This is a genomic window from Paenibacillus motobuensis (assembly GCF_039521865.1).
Taxonomy (GTDB): Bacteria; Bacillota; Bacilli; order Paenibacillales; family Paenibacillaceae; genus Fontibacillus; species Fontibacillus motobuensis.
The window spans coordinates 61,976-81,504 of sequence record NZ_BAAACX010000016.1 but is presented as its reverse complement, the minus strand read 5'-3'; the positions used below and the strand labels follow the sequence as shown (position 1 = coordinate 81,504).

Genomic DNA, 19,529 nt, shown 5'->3' with positions numbered 1-19,529 from the left:
ATAAGCCAATATATAAAAGATACTATTTCTAATCCCTAGCTTTGTCCAATCGAAGGAAAATACGCTTAGCAAACTCTAACGAAACGTGGTATCGCTATTTGAGCCCAAAAGCACTTCAAAAATTTTAACGAAACTGGGTATCGCTATTTGAGCAAATTAGCGGTCTTAAGCTCAGATTTATGGCGAATAACGATATGGTGTTTCGTTAAAATTTCTTTGCAGTTGTTTATGAAGAAATAACGATCTGTAGTTTCGTTAGAAATTGACGGCACACCATGGTGGTACTCTATAGCGGCACTTCATGCCGCAACTATGCCAAACCGCCTAACCGCTTGGCAGCAATAAGTGTATTGTTCATCAACATCGTGATCGTCATAGGGCCAACTCCGCCGGGAACCGGAGTAATTGGACCGGAGACTTCCTTCACGCTCTCGAAATCAACATCTCCAGCCAGCTTACCGTTATCAAGGCGATTCATGCCTACGTCAATCACAACTGCACCTGGTTTAACATAAGAGGCATCCACAAAATTTGCTTTGCCGATTGCTACGACGAGGATATCAGCCTGCTTCGTCAGTTCCTTCATATTCGCGGTGCGTGAATGACACATCGTTACAGTGGCATTCTCGCGCTGCAACAGTAAGGATACCGGTTTACCGACAATATTGCTGCGGCCAATTACAACCGCATGCTTGCCTGACATTTCGATTCCCGTGCGCTTGATCAGTTCGATGACGCCAGCAGGCGTGCAAGGAAGCAGACTATCGTCGCCAATGACGAGATTGCCCACATTGACTGGGTGGAAGCCATCCACATCCTTCTCCACAGCAATCGCATCGATCACTGACTTCTCATCGATGTGCCGCGGCAGCGGCAGCTGCACGAGAATCCCGTGAATATTCGCTTGCCGGTTCAATTTATCCACGAGCCCTAACAGCTCTTCCTGGGAAGTAGAAGCAGCTAGGCGATGAACCTCAGAGTAATAGCCCAGATCATGGCACGCCTTTTCTTTATTGCGGACATATACTTGTGATGCCGGATCTTCACCAACAAGAATTACGGCTAGACCCGGCGTCAATCCTTGCTTCACTAGAGCCTCTACCTCCGCACGCAAACCCGCGCGAATTTCCTCTGACACTTGTTTACCGCTAATTATAGGTGCTGTCATCCATCTATCTCCTTTTCCCATTAAAGATGTAGTTTAAAAAGTCCGCTTTTGATAAGAAAACCGCTCGAAGTCATTCAAGGATGAGCGACCGCGATTCAAATGTAGGTTTTCTAGCGATATAGAATTTCATCAACTCCGTTGATAACGAATAAATTCTATATCTAACACGAAGTAACACTAAGAGCTTATTCGACATCGAATCTTGAATTCACCCGGGCCAAGCGTATGCTTACGAAGTATGTTTCCTCCGGAAACATTTCAGGTGCTCACGTACAAACTACGTACGCTCAGCTCCTTTCGTCCCTAGCTTCATTCAACTGAAGCGTTTTGAAAAAACGCACATCGGAAGCATAAGCTTCGGTGCTGAAAACCGGCCTTTTTAAACACGCACTTAAAAGTTGTCCAAAAAGTTTATTGAAAACTTGTACTTATGGCGATGCTTCGTCTAACGAAACTTAGGACCGCTATTAAGCCAAATAAGGGCTTAAATCCCGAATTTTGCCTTGAGAACGATATGGTATCTCGTTAGAGATTAAAACGGCCTATTACGACAACTTCTCTTTGACCTGATCGATTTCATGGACCATCTTACCAAGTACGCCATTAACAAACTTGCCGGATTCGCCGGTACCAAAATGCTTAGCCACCTCAATCGCTTCATTCACCGCTACTTTGCCCGGCACATCATCACGGTACACCATCTCATAGACAGCAAGACGGAGCACTTGACGGTCTACCTTGGACAGACGACTGATTTGCCAGCCCTTCAAATAGTCCGACAGAACGCGGTCGATTTCTTCTTTGCGGCTCCACGTACCATTCACCAGCTCCAGTACGAATTTTTCAGCCTGATCAACATTCTTGATTTCTACTTCACTTTCGTTCTCTCCAGTAGCCTCAGCGATCAACATACGCACCGCTTCCTGAGCCTCAACCTCATTCATTTCCATATGATACAGACTTTGTACTGCTATTTCTCTTGCTAACCGCCGTTTCATGTATTTCCTCCTTGATTAATGGCCCGGCCCATCCTTAAGCCGTCCAGCCTCATATCGCTACATATCCATATACTTATTATGAACTAAAATACGACCGATTCTCATTATATTTCTTATAATCTTTGCATTCAAACAAAAAAAACCTGTAACATGTTTTCTCCACAAAAATGACAAACCAAACTCTTTTCCGGAGAAAACATATCACAGGAATCATTTAAAAGGGCGCCAGCGCGTAGCCAGCCATTCTCTTAGCTCTTTCCACGGAACGAGCGGACCTTGATCCAGATCTTTGTTCTTGCCTACCGTATAACCTACAAACAGCAGGAGGGCACAGAACAACATATTCCAAAATCCGAAAAACAGATAGATCGGGCACAGGAATATAGCCGAAGCTACACCTAGCAGTCTTCCTTTATGACTCTCCCATAATTGCTTCCAGAACACAGCCACTCCTCCTATTCAACCCGACTTTTAATAACAGGCGAATGGACGAGGTTAGCTATATATACTGAAACATAGGCTACCGGAATACCCGTGATCTCCTCCACGTGATCGTGGACTTGCTTCTGTACTTCCTCGGTCATCGCAGGAATCGATGATTCGCCATCAACGACAGCCCGAATCATGATCTCCAGACCCGATTCTGTAATCTTAATTCTCGTCTTAACCTCTTTCACCCCACGAACACGGGATGCCGCCTTGTAGGACAAGTTCTCGATCGTATCGACGGAGATCTGGATATCACCATATTCCGTGCGTTGGTCGATCGATGACTGCGTATGGCGCTCGCGGCGAACGGAAATGTAGAAGAAACGGACGCTAAGCAAGATAAGCACGGAAGCCGCTACAATAGATGAGATCAACAGGGTGTGCCCCTGTTCTTTATTAAGCGTTAGCGTGTATGAGCCCGTCATTAGTAGAATAGCTAGAATAGATAATACTCCAACACATAGACTGTATATGAGTAGTAAGATTCTGTCCAAAATTTTGGCCACGACAGGAATAGCCTCCTTCACGGGGGTAGTACTCATGTTATAGAGAGAGTCATAAAGTCCACTCCATGAGCTCTCCCTTATACAAAAATTATAGTAAACCCCTGACGCATATGGTCGGGGGTTTGTTACTTCATATTATTTCACCCTATGGCTAGGTTCCACTTCTTCAATCTTCTCAGCAGCCTTGAAAATAACGTCGTGAATCTGTACGTTCACTTCGATCACGGTTAGACCAGTCATTGTCTCGATTGAACGCTTCACATTGCGTTGAATTTCGGTAGCTACCTCAGGCAGGCGGTTGCCATATTCCACAATCACGGATACGTCAACGGCAGCTTCACGCTGGCCAACTTCCACCTTAACGCCTTTGGATAAATTCTTCTTACCGAGTAGTTCGGCTATGCCTCCAGCGAATCCACCGCTCATACCGGCAACGCCCTTTACTTCTACTGTAGCAAGTCCCGCAATAACTTCAAGGACCTCTGGTGCAATCTGAATCTCGCCAATCTCAGTCCGTTCGAACTCCGTAGGCAATGCACTCATTCTATTCATCCACCTCTCAATAAGACTTACGCTATGTTCTAAGTCTTAGAAACCGCGCACTTATTATACATACTATATCATTTCAAGCACATTATGACAAACTAGCCGTCTAACCTTAAACCTCGTGTTCTTCAAGAAATTTGATATCGAAGTCACCACGAATAAAGACCGGATGCTCTAGAAGCTTCTGATGAAATGGAATCGTCGTATGGATTCCTTCGATCACAAACTCAGACAGCGCCCGCTTCATCTTGGCAATCGCTTCCTCACGAGTAGGAGCCCAGACGATCAGCTTGGCGATCATGGAGTCATAATGCGGCGAGATTATATAGCCGGGGTAAGCAGCACTATCGACCCTTACTCCGGGACCACCCGGTGGAAGATAGAAACCGATCTTGCCCGGGGATGGCATGAAATTACGCGATGGGTCTTCCGCATTAATCCGGCATTCCATCGCCCAGCCATTCAATTTGATATCTTCCTGGGTGAAGGAGAGTGGATTCCCCTCTGCCACAGAGATCATCTCCTGGATCAAGTCGACGCCAGTGATCATTTCCGTAACAGGATGCTCTACTTGAATTCGCGTATTCATCTCCATGAAATAGAACTGTCCATCTGGACCGAGCAGAAATTCCAGAGTACCTGCCCCGGAATAGTCTACAGCGAGCGCTGCCCTTACTGCAGCCTCTCCCATTTCTTGACGCTTCTCAGGAGACAACACCGGACAAGGTGCCTCCTCAACCAGCTTCTGGCGACGACGCTGTACGGAGCAGTCACGTTCCCCTAGATACACAGCATTGCCGTGCTTGTCGGCCATGATCTGTATCTCAACATGCTTCATGCCAGTCAAATATTTCTCAAGGTATACACCCGCATTGCCGAAAGCCTTCTCGGCCTCTTGCTGTGCAGTCGTAATCTGTTGGATCAGAGACGACTCATCTTCGGCGATTCGGATCCCTTTGCCGCCACCTCCGGCTGTTGCTTTAATAATGACTGGATAGCCGATATCGCGAGCGATCATAACGGCTTCTTCCACGTCCTCAATTAGACCGTCCGAACCGGGAATAACCGGTACATTAGCCTTCTTCATCGTCTGCTTAGCTACCGATTTATCGCCCATCTTCGTGATCGCTTCTGGGGAAGGGCCAATAAAGGACAAATTGCATGAGCTGCAGATCTCAGCGAAATCCGCATTCTCCGCCAAGAACCCATAGCCTGGGTGAATGGCGTCGCATTCAGTAAGCGTTGCAACACTCATCAGATTCGTTAGATTTAAATAGCTGTCCTTCGAAGCTGTAGGCCCGATGCAGTAAGCTTCATCTGCCATCCGTACATGCAGAGAATCCTTGTCCGCCTCAGAGTATACGGCTACTGTTGAGATTCCTAATTCGCGGCATGCGCGAATAATTCGAACCGCGATTTCGCCGCGGTTAGCAATTAATATTTTGTTAAATTTCACAGTCTTCCATCCTCCTTGGAAAAGCTAGATGATACAGCCGCGATTACTCAGGCTTCACCAAAAAGAGAGGCTGTCCATATTCCACCAATTGGCCGTTCTCGACTAACACTTCGGTGATCTGTCCTTTGACTTCGGCCTCCAGCTCGTTCATCAGCTTCATCGCTTCGATAATGCAGACGACGGTCTTCTCTCCAACCCGGTCACCAATATTAACAAAGGAATTGGCATCCGGAGATGAAGCGCGATAGAACGTCCCTACCATAGGCGACACGATGGTATGTAGGTTCGAATCCTGTTCGGCTGGACGTGCAGGCGCAGGCTCGGCAGCAGCTGGAATGCCTGCAGCGTTGATAGATACAGATCCTGCAGGTTGAATCAAGGCAGATTCAACTACTGGCTGAACATGCACCACTTCATTCTTGCCCGGTTTACGGATACAAAGTCTGGAGCCCTCATTCTCAAGCTCTAATTCATGGACGGACGTCTTGTCCACCAATTCAATCAACTCTTTGATTTCATCCAAATTAAACATCATCTTCATGATCACTCCTTCAGCTTCGCAAAGCCTTGGCCTTATTCAGCATTATAACTTTATGTATTATATCACAATCAATCAAAATGGAAAGAGTCCAAGCTTTCTTGGACTCTCCGGATTATTTCCCGTAATTTCAGCTATTTTGACGCATTTTAATTTATTATGCCGGTTCACCAAGTCGATTTCTAGCGGTCAGTAATCCCCCTATTGGGTCACATATTGCACGCTGACTTTATCCTGAGATACGCCTAGTTCCTTAATGACCAGGTCCATAATGCTAACAGCATCCTTGGCTTCGAGCTTCTCGCTGACTACCAGTACTTGGTAATTATCCCCGCTCTCTTTAACAATCGCATTGGAATATTGCTGTTGGAGCTTCTCCTCGATATCGTAAATTTTATCCTCCTTCTCCTCCAGGGCGCTTAATTCTTTTTGAGCCATCGCTGCTTCTTCCAATGTCTTGGATTCATCATTCATGGTTCTCATCAGTTCATCGTACTTCTTATTGTTGTTATTGGAGCGCTCTGCCTGGTAGGCCGTCAAATTGTCTAAGCCAGAAACTCCTTGCGACTCCAGCTGCTTCAATACATCTTCATCGCTTGTATTTTCCATGGTCGAGCTGTCCTTCGTCGATTTATCGCCTGCATTGTCCGGCTGCTTTCCTTTGTCGCCTTTGTCCTGCCCAGCCGGTTCTTTGCCATCATCAGCAGCCCCCTCTTTTGTAGCAGCCTCGCCTTTGGTTCCTTCATCAGCGCTCACTCCTGCAGCGCTGTCATCAGTAACCAGACTATCATCCTGCGCTTTCCCTGCATCTACTTCATTAATGACCATGTCATCCTGACTATTCAGGGAGTTGAGACCATTTAAGGACCCTCCATTCTGATCCATCGTTGCTACCTGGCCATCCGTGTTCTTCCCTTTGGTCGAGCTATCCTCCGTGAACAAGTAATAGGCTGACAAGATTACCATCAAGCTAAGCATAGATACGAGCCATATTGTCTGTCTTTTCGATTTCATTGTGTAATTCCTCCTAATCATTTTTAAAAGTGAGTGTTTCAAGATTCGATGTCGAGTTCTCTTCCTGAGTCACTTCGTAATCAAAATTGGACTTTCTAAACTTCCTCATTACAATTAGGTTCAAAATGGTCAGTTTTCAGTTTTCTATTGTGATTGCTTGCGGGGCACGACTGATATCCGAAAAGCCGGCACATTCAGTCCTTTCTCCACAGCATCTACAATTAATCCTTTGACCGTCTTGTTCTCGGCCCCCTTCGCTACGACAAGGACACCGCGAACCTTGGGCTTGATTTTTTTCGTAATAATCGGCTGTTCATTGCCAGAGGATTCGTAAGTGACGATCTGACCGTCACGAGTATATTGCGTAACATGGCGCTTGCCGCCGTCCTTATCCGTCTCATCCGTTAACTCCTGTGTATCCTTCATATTGCGCTGTACAACAACTTCTTCCGTTGAGTCCACGCTGACCATCACATCAACAGCTCCCACCCCAACGATTTTCTCCAATATCTCTTTGGTTTTACTCTCCAGGGAATACTCGATCTCAGCAAAAGGCCCATCCCCTTCTGCTCCTGGTGTAGCGGGAGCAGAGACATTTTGCATTACTGGTGGCTCTCTTCCGTCCCCGCCAGAATCAATCTGCTTCACGTTTACGAAGGAATATATGATCATTAGCGCGAGACCGACAAGACCGAGAATTAATACGAGGCGAAAGGATTGTGCTCTCTTGCCGTCCCCTCCTTTGCCGATCCACTGCTCCAGCTTCTTCAACCATCCAAGCATCGCTTCACCTCCATAAATAAATTATTGAGTCATTACCGTCACTGATTCTCGGGGAACCCCCCACCTCTCGCCCAACAGGTCTTCGATCTGCTTCTCCAGTCCAGAACTGATCTTCTTCAGAGCCGCTTCAGTAGTCTTAGAGACTGGACCCTCCTCGTCGGCCATAACAGCCTGCGTCTGGCCGTCCTGAATGGTGCTTTCCGATGGATCAGTCGAGGATGGAGATTTCAAGTCAACATCGATCTTCACTTGATTGACCGACTGAACCGTGATTCTCCTATCGGACTGTGTCTCCTCGTCACTCGCTGCTTGGTTACCCGAAGCCATGACCACTTCAACTAAGGAGTAGACTAACTGCTTTGTCTGGGTAGGGAACTCTGATGAACTGCGGGAATCCTGAGCTTCATTGACGAGCTTTACAGTAACGCGGCTGACGGGATGGCCTGTCTCCTGTTCTATCGACTGCTTCATCTGTCTGGCTGCCTCCTCTGCCGTCCATTGGAGAGCTTCAGCTTCCTGCGTCGTTCTCAGTTCCTCACCTTGGCGTAGAATAGCCAGTGTACTCTGCTGCGTGTCCCTACTGTCCGAATCGATTAAGCTATCTGTGAGCGCGATCTCTAGCTTTTGCTTGGCTTCCGGTGTGAAGATGCGAACCACAGGAGCAATTAGCGTTAGTAGAATCAACAGGCTGACCACAAAGCGGACATAACGTTCCATCGCCCGATTAGGCAGGAGCAGGTCAATGAAGACCGCGAACAGAACGATAATAATTATTTGTTTCAGCCAATCTCCTAGGAAGTTCATGCTTGTCTCACCGCCTTACCTCAGTTCCTCATCTCATCATCACCGTCACATTTCCCGCAGTCAGCATAATTGTGATCGCCAGGAAGAACATCAATCCTACTGCGGCCAAGGCCGCAAATACGTATATCATGCTCTTGCCGATCGTATCGAGACAAGTCACAATCGGCGTATCTCCAAGCGGCTGCATCACCGCTGCAGATAGATTGAAGATTAATGCGAGAACCAATATTTTAATGGCTGGAAAGGCACATAAGAATAACAGGATGATTACCCCAACCAGACCGATTGAATTTTTGACAAGCAACGAAGCTGATATTACGGTGTCGGTGGCATCGGCGAACACCTTCCCAACGACCGGAACGAAGTTTCCGGTTAAGTACTTCGCCGTCCGGAGCGTTACGCCATCGACGACGGAACCAGCGATTCCCTTAATTGATATGACGCCGAGGAATACGGTTAACAGGATACCCAGCAAGCTCATGCTGATCGTCCGCAGCAAATTACCAAGCTGAGTCAGCTTATACTTGTCTGATAAAGTGCTGACGATATGCAGAACTGCCGAGAAGAACAATAATGGAAATACCACGGTATGAACCAAAGTGCCTACGGTATGAACCATAAATACAACAAGCGGATGAGTGACCGACACTGTCGCTACATTTCCCATGGAAGCAAGTAAGGTGAAGAGCAGCGGGACCATTGCCATCATAAAGTCAATCATCCCGGTAATCGCCTCCGTGGCGTAATTAATCGCTACATGGAAGCTGTTGATTGCCAGCACCAGAATGACCATGAAGCAGATGGAGTACGCAACCTTGCTCACTTGCTTACGCTCAAATGCTGATTGCAGTGTCTCCAGTATCATGCTGAAGATCGACAGAAGTACGATGGTGACGAGAATATGTCCGTTGTACAGCACTTCATGCCACATATATCGCATCAGACCTAGGAAGCCTGTCTTTATGGTGAATCCCTGATCTTCCTGAACCAACATGTCCATAAATGAGGGAACCTTCTGATCGGGGAAAAAGCCGCCATACTCCTTCATCAGCTTCTGCCAGTAAGATTCCACTTCATCCGTTGGCAATTGTTCGGCCTGCCGTTCAATCCAACTGTTATCTGGCCCTTCAGCCATGACGCGGATCGGCCACAGGATTACAAAGCCCAGGACGAGCAGGATCAACGTCCTATGTGTAAAGTTCAATTGTATTGATCTCATCTCAGGTCCCACCTTAGCTATGTCGGCAGCAGCTTGATGACGGTCTCGATGATGATGCTGATAATCGGAATGGCCAGGACCATAATCATAACTTTGCCCGCCAATTCTATCTTTGAGGCAATACCCTCCTGGCCGGCATCCCTGACGATCTGTGCTCCAAACTCAGCGATGTAGGCGATGCCTATAATCTTGAGAATCGTCTTCAGATAGATCATTTGCACACCAGAGGATGCTGCCAGTTCCTCCAACACATCGATAATTCCGCCAATCTTGCCAATCAGATATAAGAAGATATATATACCCGTGCTTGCCCCGATCAGGAAGGCAAACATCGGCTTTTGTTCTTTAATAACGAGGATCAGCACTGTTGCTAATAACCCGATTCCTACAATCTGAATCATTTCCACAGCCGCTCACCTACTGGAACAAGAAGATCGATTTGATCTCCTGGAACAAATTGTCAAGCAGGCGGATGACCATGAATAGCACGACAACAAATCCGATCAACGTCACCCAATGGGCCATGTCTTCTTTCCCCATCTGCTTCAGTACCGTATGAATCATGGCGATAATGATTCCGATGCCTGCAATTTGAAAGATTGCGTTCACTTCTATGTTCATTGATATGGCACCTCACAATTAGTTTCACCGGTGACAATTGGACAAGGAGACTTGATCTCAATACATCACAATGACGATAAATGCACCAAACAGCAGTCCTAAGCTTCTGAACATTTTCTCGTAACGGTTCTGCTCTTCACGCGCCTCTTGCTCCTCGCTCTCCAACTGACGGACCGCTGTGGCAATATGTCCAAGCTGGTCCTTACGATCGCTTGTCCCGAGCGTATAACTGAACTGCCTCATAATCTCCTGCTCTGCCGTCTTCATCGCTGTCGCCTTCCAGCCCGCTTCGATCGCGAGCTGCAGCGCATGCTGCGCTGTACTGTTATCTGGCGGCTTCATATTCTGTGCGGCCGTGAGGAAGATTGCTCCGACTGCTCCACCACTCTGCTCACCAATTCGGATAAGTGCTTCCGGCAGTGGCGTGAACCCATACATGATCTCAGTTTCCAGCCGTTTCAGCGCGAGGATTAGGCGCCGGATCTGCTGCGGACGGTTGGCGTACTGCCTTGCTTGTACCCATCCGGCCAGTGTCGTAGCGGCTATGACGAGCACAGCTCCCAGCATTTTAAGCATCCGCTTCCCTGCCCTTCATTCCCGGATTATAGAGTGGAACCCCTCTTCTCTTGCCATCCCATAGCCGAAATGACAAGCCTTGATCGCTGCGCCTCAAGACAACATACATTTGGAAGAAACCTGATTGCAGCAGCCTGGATAGTGCTGGCCGGGAGCTCAAGTCATCCATGCCCGACCCATGCGCGGTAGCTATCACGCGAACTCCTGCATGCAGCGCCTCTGCCAGAGCCTCAGCATCCTCCGGCCTGCCGATCTCATCAACTACCATCACCTCTGGCGACATGGAGCGTATCATCATCATCATTCCTTCCGCCTTTGGGCATCCGTCCATCACATCAGTCCGTGGTCCAACATCATAATTCGGAACGCCGTTCATGCTGCCAGCAATTTCCGATCTCTCATCGACGATTGCCACCTTCAACCCCGGCCACCTCGCCTCCGGATGACCCCAGGTTCCGCTGCTAATTTGTCTAGCAAGATCGCGGATCAAAGTTGTCTTCCCGTGCTGGGGGGGTGACAGAATCAGGGTATGAAGCACACTGTTATGCTTGAAATCCAACAACTGGGGTAATACTGGATCGGCAGCTCCGCACACCTCACGGGCAATCCGGATGTTAAACCCGCTAATATCACGGATATACTCCACCTTGCCGCCGCTAAGCACCGTCCTCCCTGCAAGTCCAATTCGATGACCGCCTGCAATCGTAATAAATCCACGCCGCAGTTCCTCTTCCATCGTATACATGGAGTGGTTGGTAATCAGATCGAGCAGGTGCTTGCTATCCTGCTTGTCTGTTCTGAATGCGGCGCCGGCATCCCGGGTCATCCCACCTTCCGCTGTAAGGAAGTAGTATCGCCCCCCCGTGTTGACTTCCAGCGGGCGTCCTTCTCGAATGCGAATTTCCTCCAATCTTGCAAAGATCGAAGGGGGCAGCTTAAGCAGCAGATGTCGGAGTTTGTCGGGAAATACCATCAACCAGTTCGGGTTCATTCTCGTACCCCCAAAGCCTGCTCTTCTTTTTGAACACTCACTTTTAGTATTTTCTCTAGATCTAGCCTTACTTCTATTGAAGAATATTCATATCTCATGTGTATGCTTGTACTCGGTGATTATGACGGGGAATCTATCATTTTTTTAAAATACCGATTAAGAGACAGCCAACGCCTATAGCGATCCATAGCATTTTGCCCCATGACAACTTATCCGCCATTCCTGCGAGCCCAATGGAAGTCGTTACAATCAGCACGGTTGGCCCAACAAGAGCCAGGGCCGAGTTGACGGCCAACGCCTTATCAACGCGTCCTAGCCTTAACATAAGCAGAGCTGCCATAATTTCGATCGTTCCTGATAGAATCCGGATCAACGACATACTGGTTACAAATTTATCAAGCATATGAACCTCCTCTCGTCCCATCGCACTCTCTTATCCATATGCCCAACTATCTTCTTTTATTAGAGGTTGTTCAAAAAGTCCACTTTTGATAAGAAAACCAATCGAGGCCAATTCATGGATGCTCCTCACTCCCTAGCTTTATCCAACCTTCTCGGTGCTGAAAACCGGCCTTTTTGAACGTCACTATTAAAAAAAGAAAGAAGCCGTATAACCGATGGTTCGGTCATACGACTTCTACTTCATTTTTCCGCCTTATTATATTGAATCGCTTCTATCAGAGCCTAGCGACGATCTTGCGGACCTCCAACGAATACCTGGCTCTCCGTATCCAAGCCGTAAGCTGTATGAAGGGCCTTAATGACCTCATTAAGCTTGGTTCCTTCGATCACACAGGACACCTTGATCTCCGAGGTGCTGACCATCTTGATGTTCACACCCTGCTTCGAGATGACATCGAACATTTCAGCAGCTACGCCCGGGTGGCTAACCATACCAGCTCCTACGATTGAAATTTTGACTAGCCCATCTTCGTAGGTTACGTCATCGTAAGGAATTTCCGACCGAATCGTACTTAGTACATCCAGGGCATTCTCACGGTCATCCAGTCCAACTGTAAAGGAGAAATCGGCTTTACCGTCTTCTACGCCGCTCTGTACGATAATATCTACGTTAATCTTCGCATCCGCCAGAGAGCCAAATACCTTAGCCAGAACTCCTGGAACGTGGGACACTCCCAGAATACTGATTCTTGCCACATTCTTATCATAAGCGATTCCGCTCACCACTACACCTTGTTCCATTGTAGCTTCCTCCTTCACGACTGTGCCTTCATTATGATTAAAGCTCGAACGAACGACAAGACGAACCTGGAACTGCTTGGCGTACTCAACAGCGCGCGGATGCAGTACGGCTGCACCTAAGTTTGCCAGCTCCAGCATCTCGTCATACGAGATTTCATTTAACTTGCGAGCATTCTTCACGATTCTCGGATCTGTCGAATAAATTCCATCAACATCCGTATATATTTCGCAATAATCTGCAGCTGTCGCTGCAGCTAGAGCCACTGCTGTAGTGTCGGAGCCGCCGCGTCCAAAGGTCGTAATCTCTCCCTCTTCGGTCATCCCTTGGAAACCGGCTACGATGACGATATTGCCCTCGTTCAGAGCCCGCTGCACGCGTTCAGGTCGAATATCCGTAATTCGCGCTCTGCCATGCTCCGCTTCTGTGCGAAATCCAGCTTGCCACCCAGTAAAGGATACCGCCTTACGGCCCATCTCATGGATCGCAATCGACAACAAAGCGATCGATATTTGTTCCCCTGTCGTCAGCAGCATATCCATCTCACGTTGTGGCGGATTATTGCTAAGCATATTTGCCTGATCAATTAAATCATCGGTTGTATCTCCCATAGCCGATACGACAACCATCACCTGATGGCCTTCGTCCTGCTTCTCAATGATCCGCCGGGCGACACGTTTCATGCGCTCTGAATCTCCTACCGAGCTGCCCCCGAACTTCATAACATATACTGCCAAACTAACTCCCTCCCTGATATCCAACACACTTTTGCTTTGTTGTCTCGTTCATTTTATATTCTATTGCTTCAGTAATGCTTTAAAACAGTATAATACGGAAAACCCGAATGAAGTCAATGCTTTTTGCAGAGATATTTAAGAATTTCCCATACAAAGCTTAAATCCACATACATATATGTACAAAAAACTCTCCACCTAATAATAGATGGAGAGGTAAACAATCGTTATACGGCATTTCGCCATTCTTGCAGACAGCAAACTTACGCGCGGGAAATATATTTTCCTTCGCGAGTATCGATTAGCAGTATGTCGTCTTCATTGATGAACAAAGGTACTTGAACGTTTAGGCCAGTCTCAACCTTCGCATTCTTGGTTGCACCAGTCGCTGTGTTGCCCTTGATTCCAGGCTCAGTCTCAACGACTTTCAGTTCAACGCTGTTCGGCAGGTTGATGCCAAGAATCTCACCTTGATAGCTGACGATCTTAACGTTCATATTCTCTTTCAGGAAGTTGAGTTCCCACTTCAACTGCTCTTCAGACAAGCTGAATTGGTCATAAGTCTCGTTATCCATAAATACGTGATCTTGACCGCTAGCATATAGATATTGCACATCGCGGTTTTCGATCAAAGCTCGTCCAATCGTCTCACCAGCACGGAATGTTTTCTCTACGGTGTTTCCGTTACGGAGGTTTTTCAATTTAGAGCGAACGAATGCTGCACCCTTACCAGGTTTAACGTGCTGAAAATCAAGCACCGTATAAATATCGCCGTCTACCTCGACGGTCAAGCCTGTTTTAAAATCGTTAACTGAAATCACTAAAAGAACCTCCTCAAATAGGTTAAAGATATAATCTACGAAATAATCGTAAAGTCTTTGCTCGATTCCGTCAAACGACGGTTGCCATTCTCCGTCATGACGACGTCATCTTCAATCCGTACTCCGCCGAATCCCGGAATATAAATTCCCGGTTCAACTGTCACAACCATACCTGGTTGAAGGACGGTATCACTTCTCACGGACAGGTTAGGAGCTTCGTGAACCTCCATCCCGAGTCCATGTCCTGTACTGTGGCCGAATTGTTCCCCATAGCCATAGCGAGTGATGATATCGCGGGCAAGAGCGTCCGCTTCGCGCCCAGTCATGCCCGGACGCAGATGCTCAAGCGTATGTAGCTGAGCTTCAAGAACAATGTCATATATTTCACGTTGCTTGGCATCAGGCGTACTTACCATCACCGTACGGGTAATATCCGAGCAGTATCCACCCAGCAGCGCCCCGAAATCCAAAGTAACCAGGTCTCCACTCTCAATCACCTTGCCGCTGGCAACGCCATGAGGAAGAGACGACCGCACTCCGGATGCAACGATCGTATCGAATGAGCTTGAAGTCGCTCCATTCTTGCGCATGAACATTTCCATTTCAAGCGCCATGTCCTGCTCGGTAACCCCTGGCTTGATTACATCCAGCATATGCATGAAGGTGCGGTCAGCCAAATCAGCTGCTTGCTTCATAATTGCCAGCTCACCTTCATCCTTGAACGTCCGTAGACCTTCAACCAATCCCTTGACAGGAACCAGCTCGCAAGGAGCGAGTCCGCTCATATAGCTGCGGTAAGTCGAGTAGACTACATTGTCCTCCTCGAATCCAAGCCGGTTGATCCGTTCTGTCGCAAGTAATTCCTTGACTGTATCCGTAACGACCGGGGCATGCTTCACGATTTCGAACTCTTTGGCCTGCTCTGCCGCCTGCGTAGTGTAGCGGAAGTCCGTCAACAAATAAGCCTTCTGCTGCGTAATCAGGACATAACCAGAGGTCCCGGTAAAGCCCGTCAAATAGCGGCGGTTCACATCACCGGTAACTAAAACGGCTTCCACTTGATGGCTTGCCATCGCTTCGCGGAGCCGAGTAACACGTGTGCTCACCATAATTAACTCTCCTTAATATCAGCTTTCTCTTGCAAATCCATGCGTGTGCCGCATCCACTACATGCTCAAATGACGCTTCAACGCCAACAGGCCCATCTCATATCCGAACGATCCAAAGCCGGAAATCTGTCCAATTGCAATTGGAGCAATGACAGAATGATGGCGGAAGGCTTCACGTGCATGAATGTTGGATAGATGCACTTCAACCACCGGAAGCTTCACCGTAGTCAGCGCATCGTGTAGTGCATAGCTGTAGTGGGTAAGTGCCCCGGGGTTAATCAAAATGCCGTCGCATGACCCGTAAGCTGCATGAATCTTATCGATGAGTTCACCCTCATGATTCGATTGAAAGAACGTGAGGGACAACTCTTCTGTTTCTACCAGCTTACTCAGCTTGACCTCGATATCGCTTAAACTTTCGGAGCCGTAGATTCCAGGCTCACGAACACCAAGCATATTCAGGTTAGGCCCGTTCAGCACCAGGATGTTATACATCGCTGATCACCCTTCCTTTGATATAACCAGTAACGATACCGTTCAAAAAGAGAATATCCGTACTTTTCGAACATGAACCAAAAGTAATTTTAACATAGGAAGGAGTCAATTGAGAAGCTTTTTGTCCCTAATGCTGGGGATTCTCCGTGGGCTTCTTAAGCGGATTCTTCTGTGGCTTATCCGACATTTCCTGTGGTTCACGCTTTCTCTCATCCGTGTATTCATGTGCCGTAGAATATCCTACAAAGAGGCCCCATAACAAATAGAGACAGAATTCACTGATGATCGTATTCATAGACAGTTTACGAAGCGGCTCCATCAAATGCAGGGTCGGGCCGGCCAGAACAAACAGAATCACCCACCAGGCGATACCATAGAGAATCCCAGGCACCGGACCACTAAACTTGCGGAAGATAAGAACGTATATCAGAGTAGCCAGAAGTGAAAAGACGATAAAGGCCCCCCAACCGACATAGTATCCAGGTTGGCTCTTCAAGAATTGGCTTTTGAAAAAGGGCTCTACCATGAATCCGGGAACGACCGTCGTTAAGCGCATAAAATAAAAAACCCCCTTGATCCCCCCCCAGATTAATCCTCCGAACAAACCGATTTCTAACGTAAACATCCAAATATTTGTCCCATTTTTAGGGTTATGGCCTTGTGGGTCCACACAGCATCTTCCTTTCTCTTCACAAGGTAATTCAAAAAAATCCGCTTTTGATTACAGCGCTGAAAACCGACCTTTTTGAACACTTATTCATAGTTTATGGGTTAGTATGCGCAATTTAAAAGGCACTAATCTAAACAAACTAGAATTTGACCGCGAATTTCGTTACAATGGAATTATTCCAGTTAGACCTATACTTTTTCGTCCGCCGGAATCGAGAGAATTGCTAAATATCAATTAATATTTTAGGGAAGGTGAAATATTTGCCTGAGGAATCAAAACCCGCGATTTACGGCGGCCAAGCCGTCATTGAAGGAGTTATGTTCGGCGGTAAACACGTTAATGTTACGGCAGTACGCCGTAAGGATGGAGAGATTTCATTTCTGGAAGTACCCAAACAGGATAAGAACTGGGTGAAGCGGCTCCGCAAAATCCCGCTCATTCGCGGTCTGGTCAGTATCATCGATTCCAGTGCCAAAGGCTCTAAGCACCTGAATTATTCAGCAGAGGCAATGGCTGACGACGAGATGGAACCAGAAGAGCGCGCCAAGCAGAAGGAGAAAGAGGAGTCTGGACTGTCGATGGGAATGATTTTTGGCGTTGCTATCGCCGGAGTATTATCCTTTATCGTCGGGAAGCTTATCTTTACGCTTGTCCCTGCAGTTGTCGAGCAATTTCTATTCCAGCACGCATTTGATAATCAAACCCTGCATACGCTGGTTGAAGGAGTCATCAAGATCGTCCTTCTGCTCGCCTATTTATGGATCATGTCACAGACCCCTGTGATCAAGAGGTTATTCCAATATCACGGGGCTGAACATAAAGTCATTAGCGCCTATGAGGCGGGTGAAGAGCTGACCCCTGAGAAAGTGCAGAAATACAGTCGCTTGCATTATCGCTGTGGCAGCAGCTTCATTATTTTGACAGTTATTATTGGAGTTGTTATTTACTCCTTGCCTATCTTTAGCTGGGATACGCTATGGGAGCGGATTTATATTCGTCTTCTGCTGTTGCCTGTAGTTATTGGTGTATCCTTTGAAATGCTGCGGATTACGAATGCGATGAGAGATATTCCTATCCTTCGTTATCTCGGTTATCCCGGATTGTGGCTGCAGCTGTTAACGACCAAGGAACCGAATCTAGAGCAGCTTGAAGTATCGATCGCTTCCTTCAACCGGATGCGCGAACTGGATGCGCAGGTTGAACAAGAGGGAGCCCTCCATCCAACACCGAATCACTCGGCTCTGGATCCCGTGAAAGGATGATGTAGTTATGAAGAAACAGGCCATCGTATTTTGGGCACTGATCGCACTTGCAGCTTTTGGTATTGTAGATGGACTGTTTGGCAGAGGATCAACGAATTGGACCGGAATTCTAATCCCGGCCCTTATTGTAGGAATCGTATTCCTACTCTATAAGTATCCTCCGCGTAAGTATAGAAGACAGAACCCCAAAGTGAAGCCTTCCGCCCGAACGATGTCCAAATTAGCGGCAGAACGCCGCTCGACCTCACCCGGACAGAAGCGTAAAGCTTATCCTTTTCAAGTGATCGATGGTCAAAAAGGCAAAAATGATGACAACATGCCAAGATACCATTAAACGTAATAAAATAAATATTAAAAAGTTCGATTTTCAGCACCAGATTACTTCTTGAATAACTTCGTGTTAGATATAGAATTTATAAGTTATCAGCGAGCTGATGAAATTCTATATCGCAAGAAAGCCTACCTTTGAATCGCGGTCGCTCATCCTTGAATGGCCTCGTTAAAGGTTTTCTTATCAAAATTGAACTTTTTAATCTCATTTCGCCTGCTGATACTTTTTGAATTGCGCCTCATAGTATTGGTCATTCCAATCTTTGAAGAAGCGTTCCCCGGATCTGAGTCCGGATTCATAAAGCAGCAGGCTTTCTTCTTGAGTAATATCGAACTGGGTAGTGCCAATGCCAAGGGTTGGTATCTTGATGGTCCGGTAACGGTTGGTCTGCTCGATATACCGCTCATCATGAGCTGACAGCATCGTGGCTACCATAGCCTCCAGCATAGAGAACGGGCCACGGATGAGATGGGGCTGATTGCTGTTCTTGCCGACCATCTGGAAGCCGACCGTCGGAATTCTCTTATCCCCACCCCTAGGGGTCTCACGATCGAACAGCCATAAAGGGAAATTGCTCAGTAGACCGCCATCGACGATATGCAGAAATTGCTCCGCAAACGTCTTGCCCTTTGCTTCCTTAGGAGGCAACCTAAGCAAGACAGGATCGAAGAAATAGGGGATACTACAGCTCATCCTCACGGCACGCGCCACTTCAAACCCGCCCGGCTTAATGCCAAGCTTCTCCAGATCATCCGGGAGAACCAGAATTCTACTGCTGGTAATATCTGAAGCGATAATTCTCAGCCGCCCCTTCTCCAGATCACTAAAGGTCCGCACCCCTTTTTTAAGCAATATTTGCCTGATCCATTCCTCTAGAGCTTCGCCTGAGTATAGACCCTTTTTCAATAGCACTCTCAATGCTGGCCCGATCAGCGCAATATTAAAAACAGGCGCACGCTTCAAAAATTTGCTGAAAGACGTCGTCATAATAATATCCTTCATCTCTTCGGCATCATAACCTGCTGCGATCAAGGAAGCTACAATAGAGCCTGCCGATGTTCCTGCAACTTTATGGAATTTCCCGCCATGGAGCTCTGCTGCCCGGACTGCCCCTGCGAGCGAGATGCCCCTAACGCCCCCTCCTTCAAATACACCGTTTATCAGCATATAAAAAAGCCTCCATCCCATACACAAGTC

General features: G+C 47.4%; 24 protein-coding genes. 2 read left to right on the top strand and 22 right to left on the bottom strand.

The window, feature by feature from the left end; translation table 11 throughout:
* Window positions 1-310: 310 nt before the first annotated feature.
* The 21 genes from folD to ABD014_RS18105 all read right to left on the bottom strand — a co-directional run bounded on the left by folD (window position 311) and on the right by ABD014_RS18105 (window position 16,694).
* Complete coding sequence (gene folD / locus ABD014_RS18205) at window positions 311-1,168, bottom strand: bifunctional methylenetetrahydrofolate dehydrogenase/methenyltetrahydrofolate cyclohydrolase FolD (RefSeq protein ID WP_343863399.1); 858 nt, start codon at window positions 1,166-1,168, stop codon at window positions 311-313.
* Between the two features lie 545 nt (window positions 1,169-1,713).
* Window positions 1,714-2,166, bottom strand: a complete 453-nt coding sequence (nusB, locus tag ABD014_RS18200) for a transcription antitermination factor NusB (RefSeq protein ID WP_343863397.1) — start codon at window positions 2,164-2,166, stop codon at window positions 1,714-1,716.
* 210 nt (window positions 2,167-2,376) lie between these two features.
* The gene (locus tag ABD014_RS18195) at window positions 2,377-2,610 is read right to left on the bottom strand and encodes a DUF2273 domain-containing protein (RefSeq protein WP_343863395.1); all 234 of its coding nucleotides are present in this window, start codon (window positions 2,608-2,610) and stop codon (window positions 2,377-2,379) included.
* Window positions 2,611-2,621: 11 nt separating this feature from the next.
* A complete protein-coding gene (gene amaP, locus ABD014_RS18190; RefSeq protein WP_343863393.1) occupies window positions 2,622-3,161 on the bottom strand; it encodes an alkaline shock response membrane anchor protein AmaP in 540 nt (179 codons plus the stop codon).
* Between the two features lie 135 nt (window positions 3,162-3,296).
* A complete protein-coding gene (locus ABD014_RS18185; RefSeq protein WP_068781843.1) occupies window positions 3,297-3,704 on the bottom strand; it encodes an Asp23/Gls24 family envelope stress response protein in 408 nt (135 codons plus the stop codon).
* Window positions 3,705-3,819: 115 nt separating this feature from the next.
* The gene (gene accC / locus ABD014_RS18180) at window positions 3,820-5,163 is read right to left on the bottom strand and encodes an acetyl-CoA carboxylase biotin carboxylase subunit (RefSeq protein WP_343863390.1); all 1,344 of its coding nucleotides are present in this window, start codon (window positions 5,161-5,163) and stop codon (window positions 3,820-3,822) included.
* Between the two features lie 43 nt (window positions 5,164-5,206).
* On the bottom strand, window positions 5,207-5,695 hold the full coding sequence (gene accB / locus ABD014_RS18175; protein WP_343863741.1) for an acetyl-CoA carboxylase biotin carboxyl carrier protein: 489 nt from the start codon (window positions 5,693-5,695) through the stop codon (window positions 5,207-5,209).
* Between the two features lie 207 nt (window positions 5,696-5,902).
* Entirely contained in the window at window positions 5,903-6,715 is an 813-nt protein-coding gene (locus ABD014_RS18170; RefSeq protein WP_343863388.1) for a SpoIIIAH-like family protein, read from the bottom strand.
* Window positions 6,716-6,859: 144 nt separating this feature from the next.
* Window positions 6,860-7,498 carry a stage III sporulation protein AG gene (gene spoIIIAG, locus ABD014_RS18165; protein ID WP_343863386.1) on the bottom strand — a complete coding sequence of 213 codons (639 nt, stop codon included), beginning with the start codon at window positions 7,496-7,498 and terminating at the stop codon, window positions 6,860-6,862.
* 21 nt (window positions 7,499-7,519) lie between these two features.
* Entirely contained in the window at window positions 7,520-8,302 is a 783-nt protein-coding gene (spoIIIAF, locus tag ABD014_RS18160) for a stage III sporulation protein AF (protein ID WP_343863384.1), read from the bottom strand.
* 28 nt (window positions 8,303-8,330) lie between these two features.
* On the bottom strand, window positions 8,331-9,521 hold the full coding sequence (spoIIIAE, locus tag ABD014_RS18155) for a stage III sporulation protein AE (RefSeq protein WP_343863382.1): 1,191 nt from the start codon (window positions 9,519-9,521) through the stop codon (window positions 8,331-8,333).
* Between the two features lie 17 nt (window positions 9,522-9,538).
* A complete protein-coding gene (spoIIIAD, locus tag ABD014_RS18150; protein ID WP_068781849.1) occupies window positions 9,539-9,928 on the bottom strand; it encodes a stage III sporulation protein AD in 390 nt (129 codons plus the stop codon).
* A 10-nt stretch (window positions 9,929-9,938) separates the two neighbouring features.
* The gene (gene spoIIIAC, locus ABD014_RS18145; protein ID WP_036621734.1) at window positions 9,939-10,142 is read right to left on the bottom strand and encodes a stage III sporulation protein AC; all 204 of its coding nucleotides are present in this window, start codon (window positions 10,140-10,142) and stop codon (window positions 9,939-9,941) included.
* A gap of 57 nt (window positions 10,143-10,199) precedes the next feature.
* On the bottom strand, window positions 10,200-10,718 hold the full coding sequence (gene spoIIIAB, locus ABD014_RS18140; protein ID WP_343863373.1) for a stage III sporulation protein SpoIIIAB: 519 nt from the start codon (window positions 10,716-10,718) through the stop codon (window positions 10,200-10,202).
* Entirely contained in the window at window positions 10,711-11,709 is a 999-nt protein-coding gene (spoIIIAA, locus tag ABD014_RS18135; RefSeq protein ID WP_343863371.1) for a stage III sporulation protein AA, read from the bottom strand. The genes spoIIIAB and spoIIIAA overlap by 8 nt, the downstream gene beginning before the upstream one ends.
* 136 nt (window positions 11,710-11,845) lie before the next feature.
* Window positions 11,846-12,112, bottom strand: coding sequence for a YqhV family protein (locus ABD014_RS18130; RefSeq protein WP_068781852.1), 267 nt, complete (start codon window positions 12,110-12,112; stop codon window positions 11,846-11,848).
* A 281-nt stretch (window positions 12,113-12,393) separates the two neighbouring features.
* Window positions 12,394-13,647 carry an aspartate kinase gene (locus ABD014_RS18125; RefSeq protein WP_343863368.1) on the bottom strand — a complete coding sequence of 418 codons (1,254 nt, stop codon included), beginning with the start codon at window positions 13,645-13,647 and terminating at the stop codon, window positions 12,394-12,396.
* Window positions 13,648-13,907: 260 nt separating this feature from the next.
* The gene (efp, locus tag ABD014_RS18120) at window positions 13,908-14,465 is read right to left on the bottom strand and encodes an elongation factor P (RefSeq protein ID WP_343863366.1); all 558 of its coding nucleotides are present in this window, start codon (window positions 14,463-14,465) and stop codon (window positions 13,908-13,910) included.
* Between the two features lie 35 nt (window positions 14,466-14,500).
* The gene (locus ABD014_RS18115) at window positions 14,501-15,574 is read right to left on the bottom strand and encodes a M24 family metallopeptidase (RefSeq protein WP_343863364.1); all 1,074 of its coding nucleotides are present in this window, start codon (window positions 15,572-15,574) and stop codon (window positions 14,501-14,503) included.
* Window positions 15,575-15,631: 57 nt separating this feature from the next.
* Window positions 15,632-16,069, bottom strand: a complete 438-nt coding sequence (gene aroQ / locus ABD014_RS18110; protein WP_343863362.1) for a type II 3-dehydroquinate dehydratase — start codon at window positions 16,067-16,069, stop codon at window positions 15,632-15,634.
* Window positions 16,070-16,196: 127 nt separating this feature from the next.
* Complete coding sequence (locus ABD014_RS18105; RefSeq protein ID WP_343863360.1) at window positions 16,197-16,694, bottom strand: YqhR family membrane protein; 498 nt, start codon at window positions 16,692-16,694, stop codon at window positions 16,197-16,199.
* A gap of 305 nt (window positions 16,695-16,999) precedes the next feature.
* Here ABD014_RS18105 and ABD014_RS18100 point away from each other — a divergent pair, with 305 nt between their 5' ends.
* Both ABD014_RS18100 and ABD014_RS18095 read left to right on the top strand, forming a co-directional pair.
* Window positions 17,000-18,001 (top strand): DUF1385 domain-containing protein, encoded by a 1,002-nt coding sequence (locus ABD014_RS18100; RefSeq protein ID WP_343863357.1) that lies wholly within the window; start codon window positions 17,000-17,002, stop codon window positions 17,999-18,001.
* A 7-nt stretch (window positions 18,002-18,008) separates the two neighbouring features.
* A complete protein-coding gene (locus ABD014_RS18095; protein WP_343863354.1) occupies window positions 18,009-18,335 on the top strand; it encodes a hypothetical protein in 327 nt (108 codons plus the stop codon).
* A gap of 201 nt (window positions 18,336-18,536) precedes the next feature.
* On the opposite strand, the gene ABD014_RS18090 is transcribed toward ABD014_RS18095, so the two are convergent.
* Window positions 18,537-19,499, bottom strand: coding sequence for a patatin-like phospholipase family protein (locus ABD014_RS18090; RefSeq protein ID WP_343863352.1), 963 nt, complete (start codon window positions 19,497-19,499; stop codon window positions 18,537-18,539).
* Window positions 19,500-19,529 lie beyond the last annotated feature (30 nt).

Coding starts and splice junctions, on each gene's coding strand:
- spoIIIAG (WP_343863386.1), bottom strand. CDS start 7,498: ATGCTTGGATGGTTGAAGAAGCTGGAGCAGTGGATCGGCAAAGGAGGG.
- folD (WP_343863399.1), bottom strand. CDS start 1,168: ATGACAGCACCTATAATTAGCGGTAAACAAGTGTCAGAGGAAATTCGC.
- spoIIIAA (WP_343863371.1), bottom strand. CDS start 11,709: ATGAACCCGAACTGGTTGATGGTATTTCCCGACAAACTCCGACATCTG.
- ABD014_RS18095 (WP_343863354.1), top strand. CDS start 18,009: ATGAAGAAACAGGCCATCGTATTTTGGGCACTGATCGCACTTGCAGCT.
- ABD014_RS18090 (WP_343863352.1), bottom strand. CDS start 19,499: ATGCTGATAAACGGTGTATTTGAAGGAGGGGGCGTTAGGGGCATCTCG.
- spoIIIAB (WP_343863373.1), bottom strand. CDS start 10,718: ATGCTTAAAATGCTGGGAGCTGTGCTCGTCATAGCCGCTACGACACTG.
- accB (WP_343863741.1), bottom strand. CDS start 5,695: ATGTTTAATTTGGATGAAATCAAAGAGTTGATTGAATTGGTGGACAAG.
- ABD014_RS18170 (WP_343863388.1), bottom strand. CDS start 6,715: ATGAAATCGAAAAGACAGACAATATGGCTCGTATCTATGCTTAGCTTG.
- ABD014_RS18185 (WP_068781843.1), bottom strand. CDS start 3,704: ATGAGTGCATTGCCTACGGAGTTCGAACGGACTGAGATTGGCGAGATT.
- spoIIIAE (WP_343863382.1), bottom strand. CDS start 9,521: ATGAGATCAATACAATTGAACTTTACACATAGGACGTTGATCCTGCTC.
- spoIIIAF (WP_343863384.1), bottom strand. CDS start 8,302: ATGAACTTCCTAGGAGATTGGCTGAAACAAATAATTATTATCGTTCTG.
- nusB (WP_343863397.1), bottom strand. CDS start 2,166: ATGAAACGGCGGTTAGCAAGAGAAATAGCAGTACAAAGTCTGTATCAT.
- spoIIIAC (WP_036621734.1), bottom strand. CDS start 10,142: ATGAACATAGAAGTGAACGCAATCTTTCAAATTGCAGGCATCGGAATC.
- ABD014_RS18105 (WP_343863360.1), bottom strand. CDS start 16,694: ATGTTTACGTTAGAAATCGGTTTGTTCGGAGGATTAATCTGGGGGGGG.
- ABD014_RS18115 (WP_343863364.1), bottom strand. CDS start 15,574: ATGGTGAGCACACGTGTTACTCGGCTCCGCGAAGCGATGGCAAGCCAT.
- ABD014_RS18130 (WP_068781852.1), bottom strand. CDS start 12,112: ATGCTTGATAAATTTGTAACCAGTATGTCGTTGATCCGGATTCTATCA.
- aroQ (WP_343863362.1), bottom strand. CDS start 16,069: ATGTATAACATCCTGGTGCTGAACGGGCCTAACCTGAATATGCTTGGT.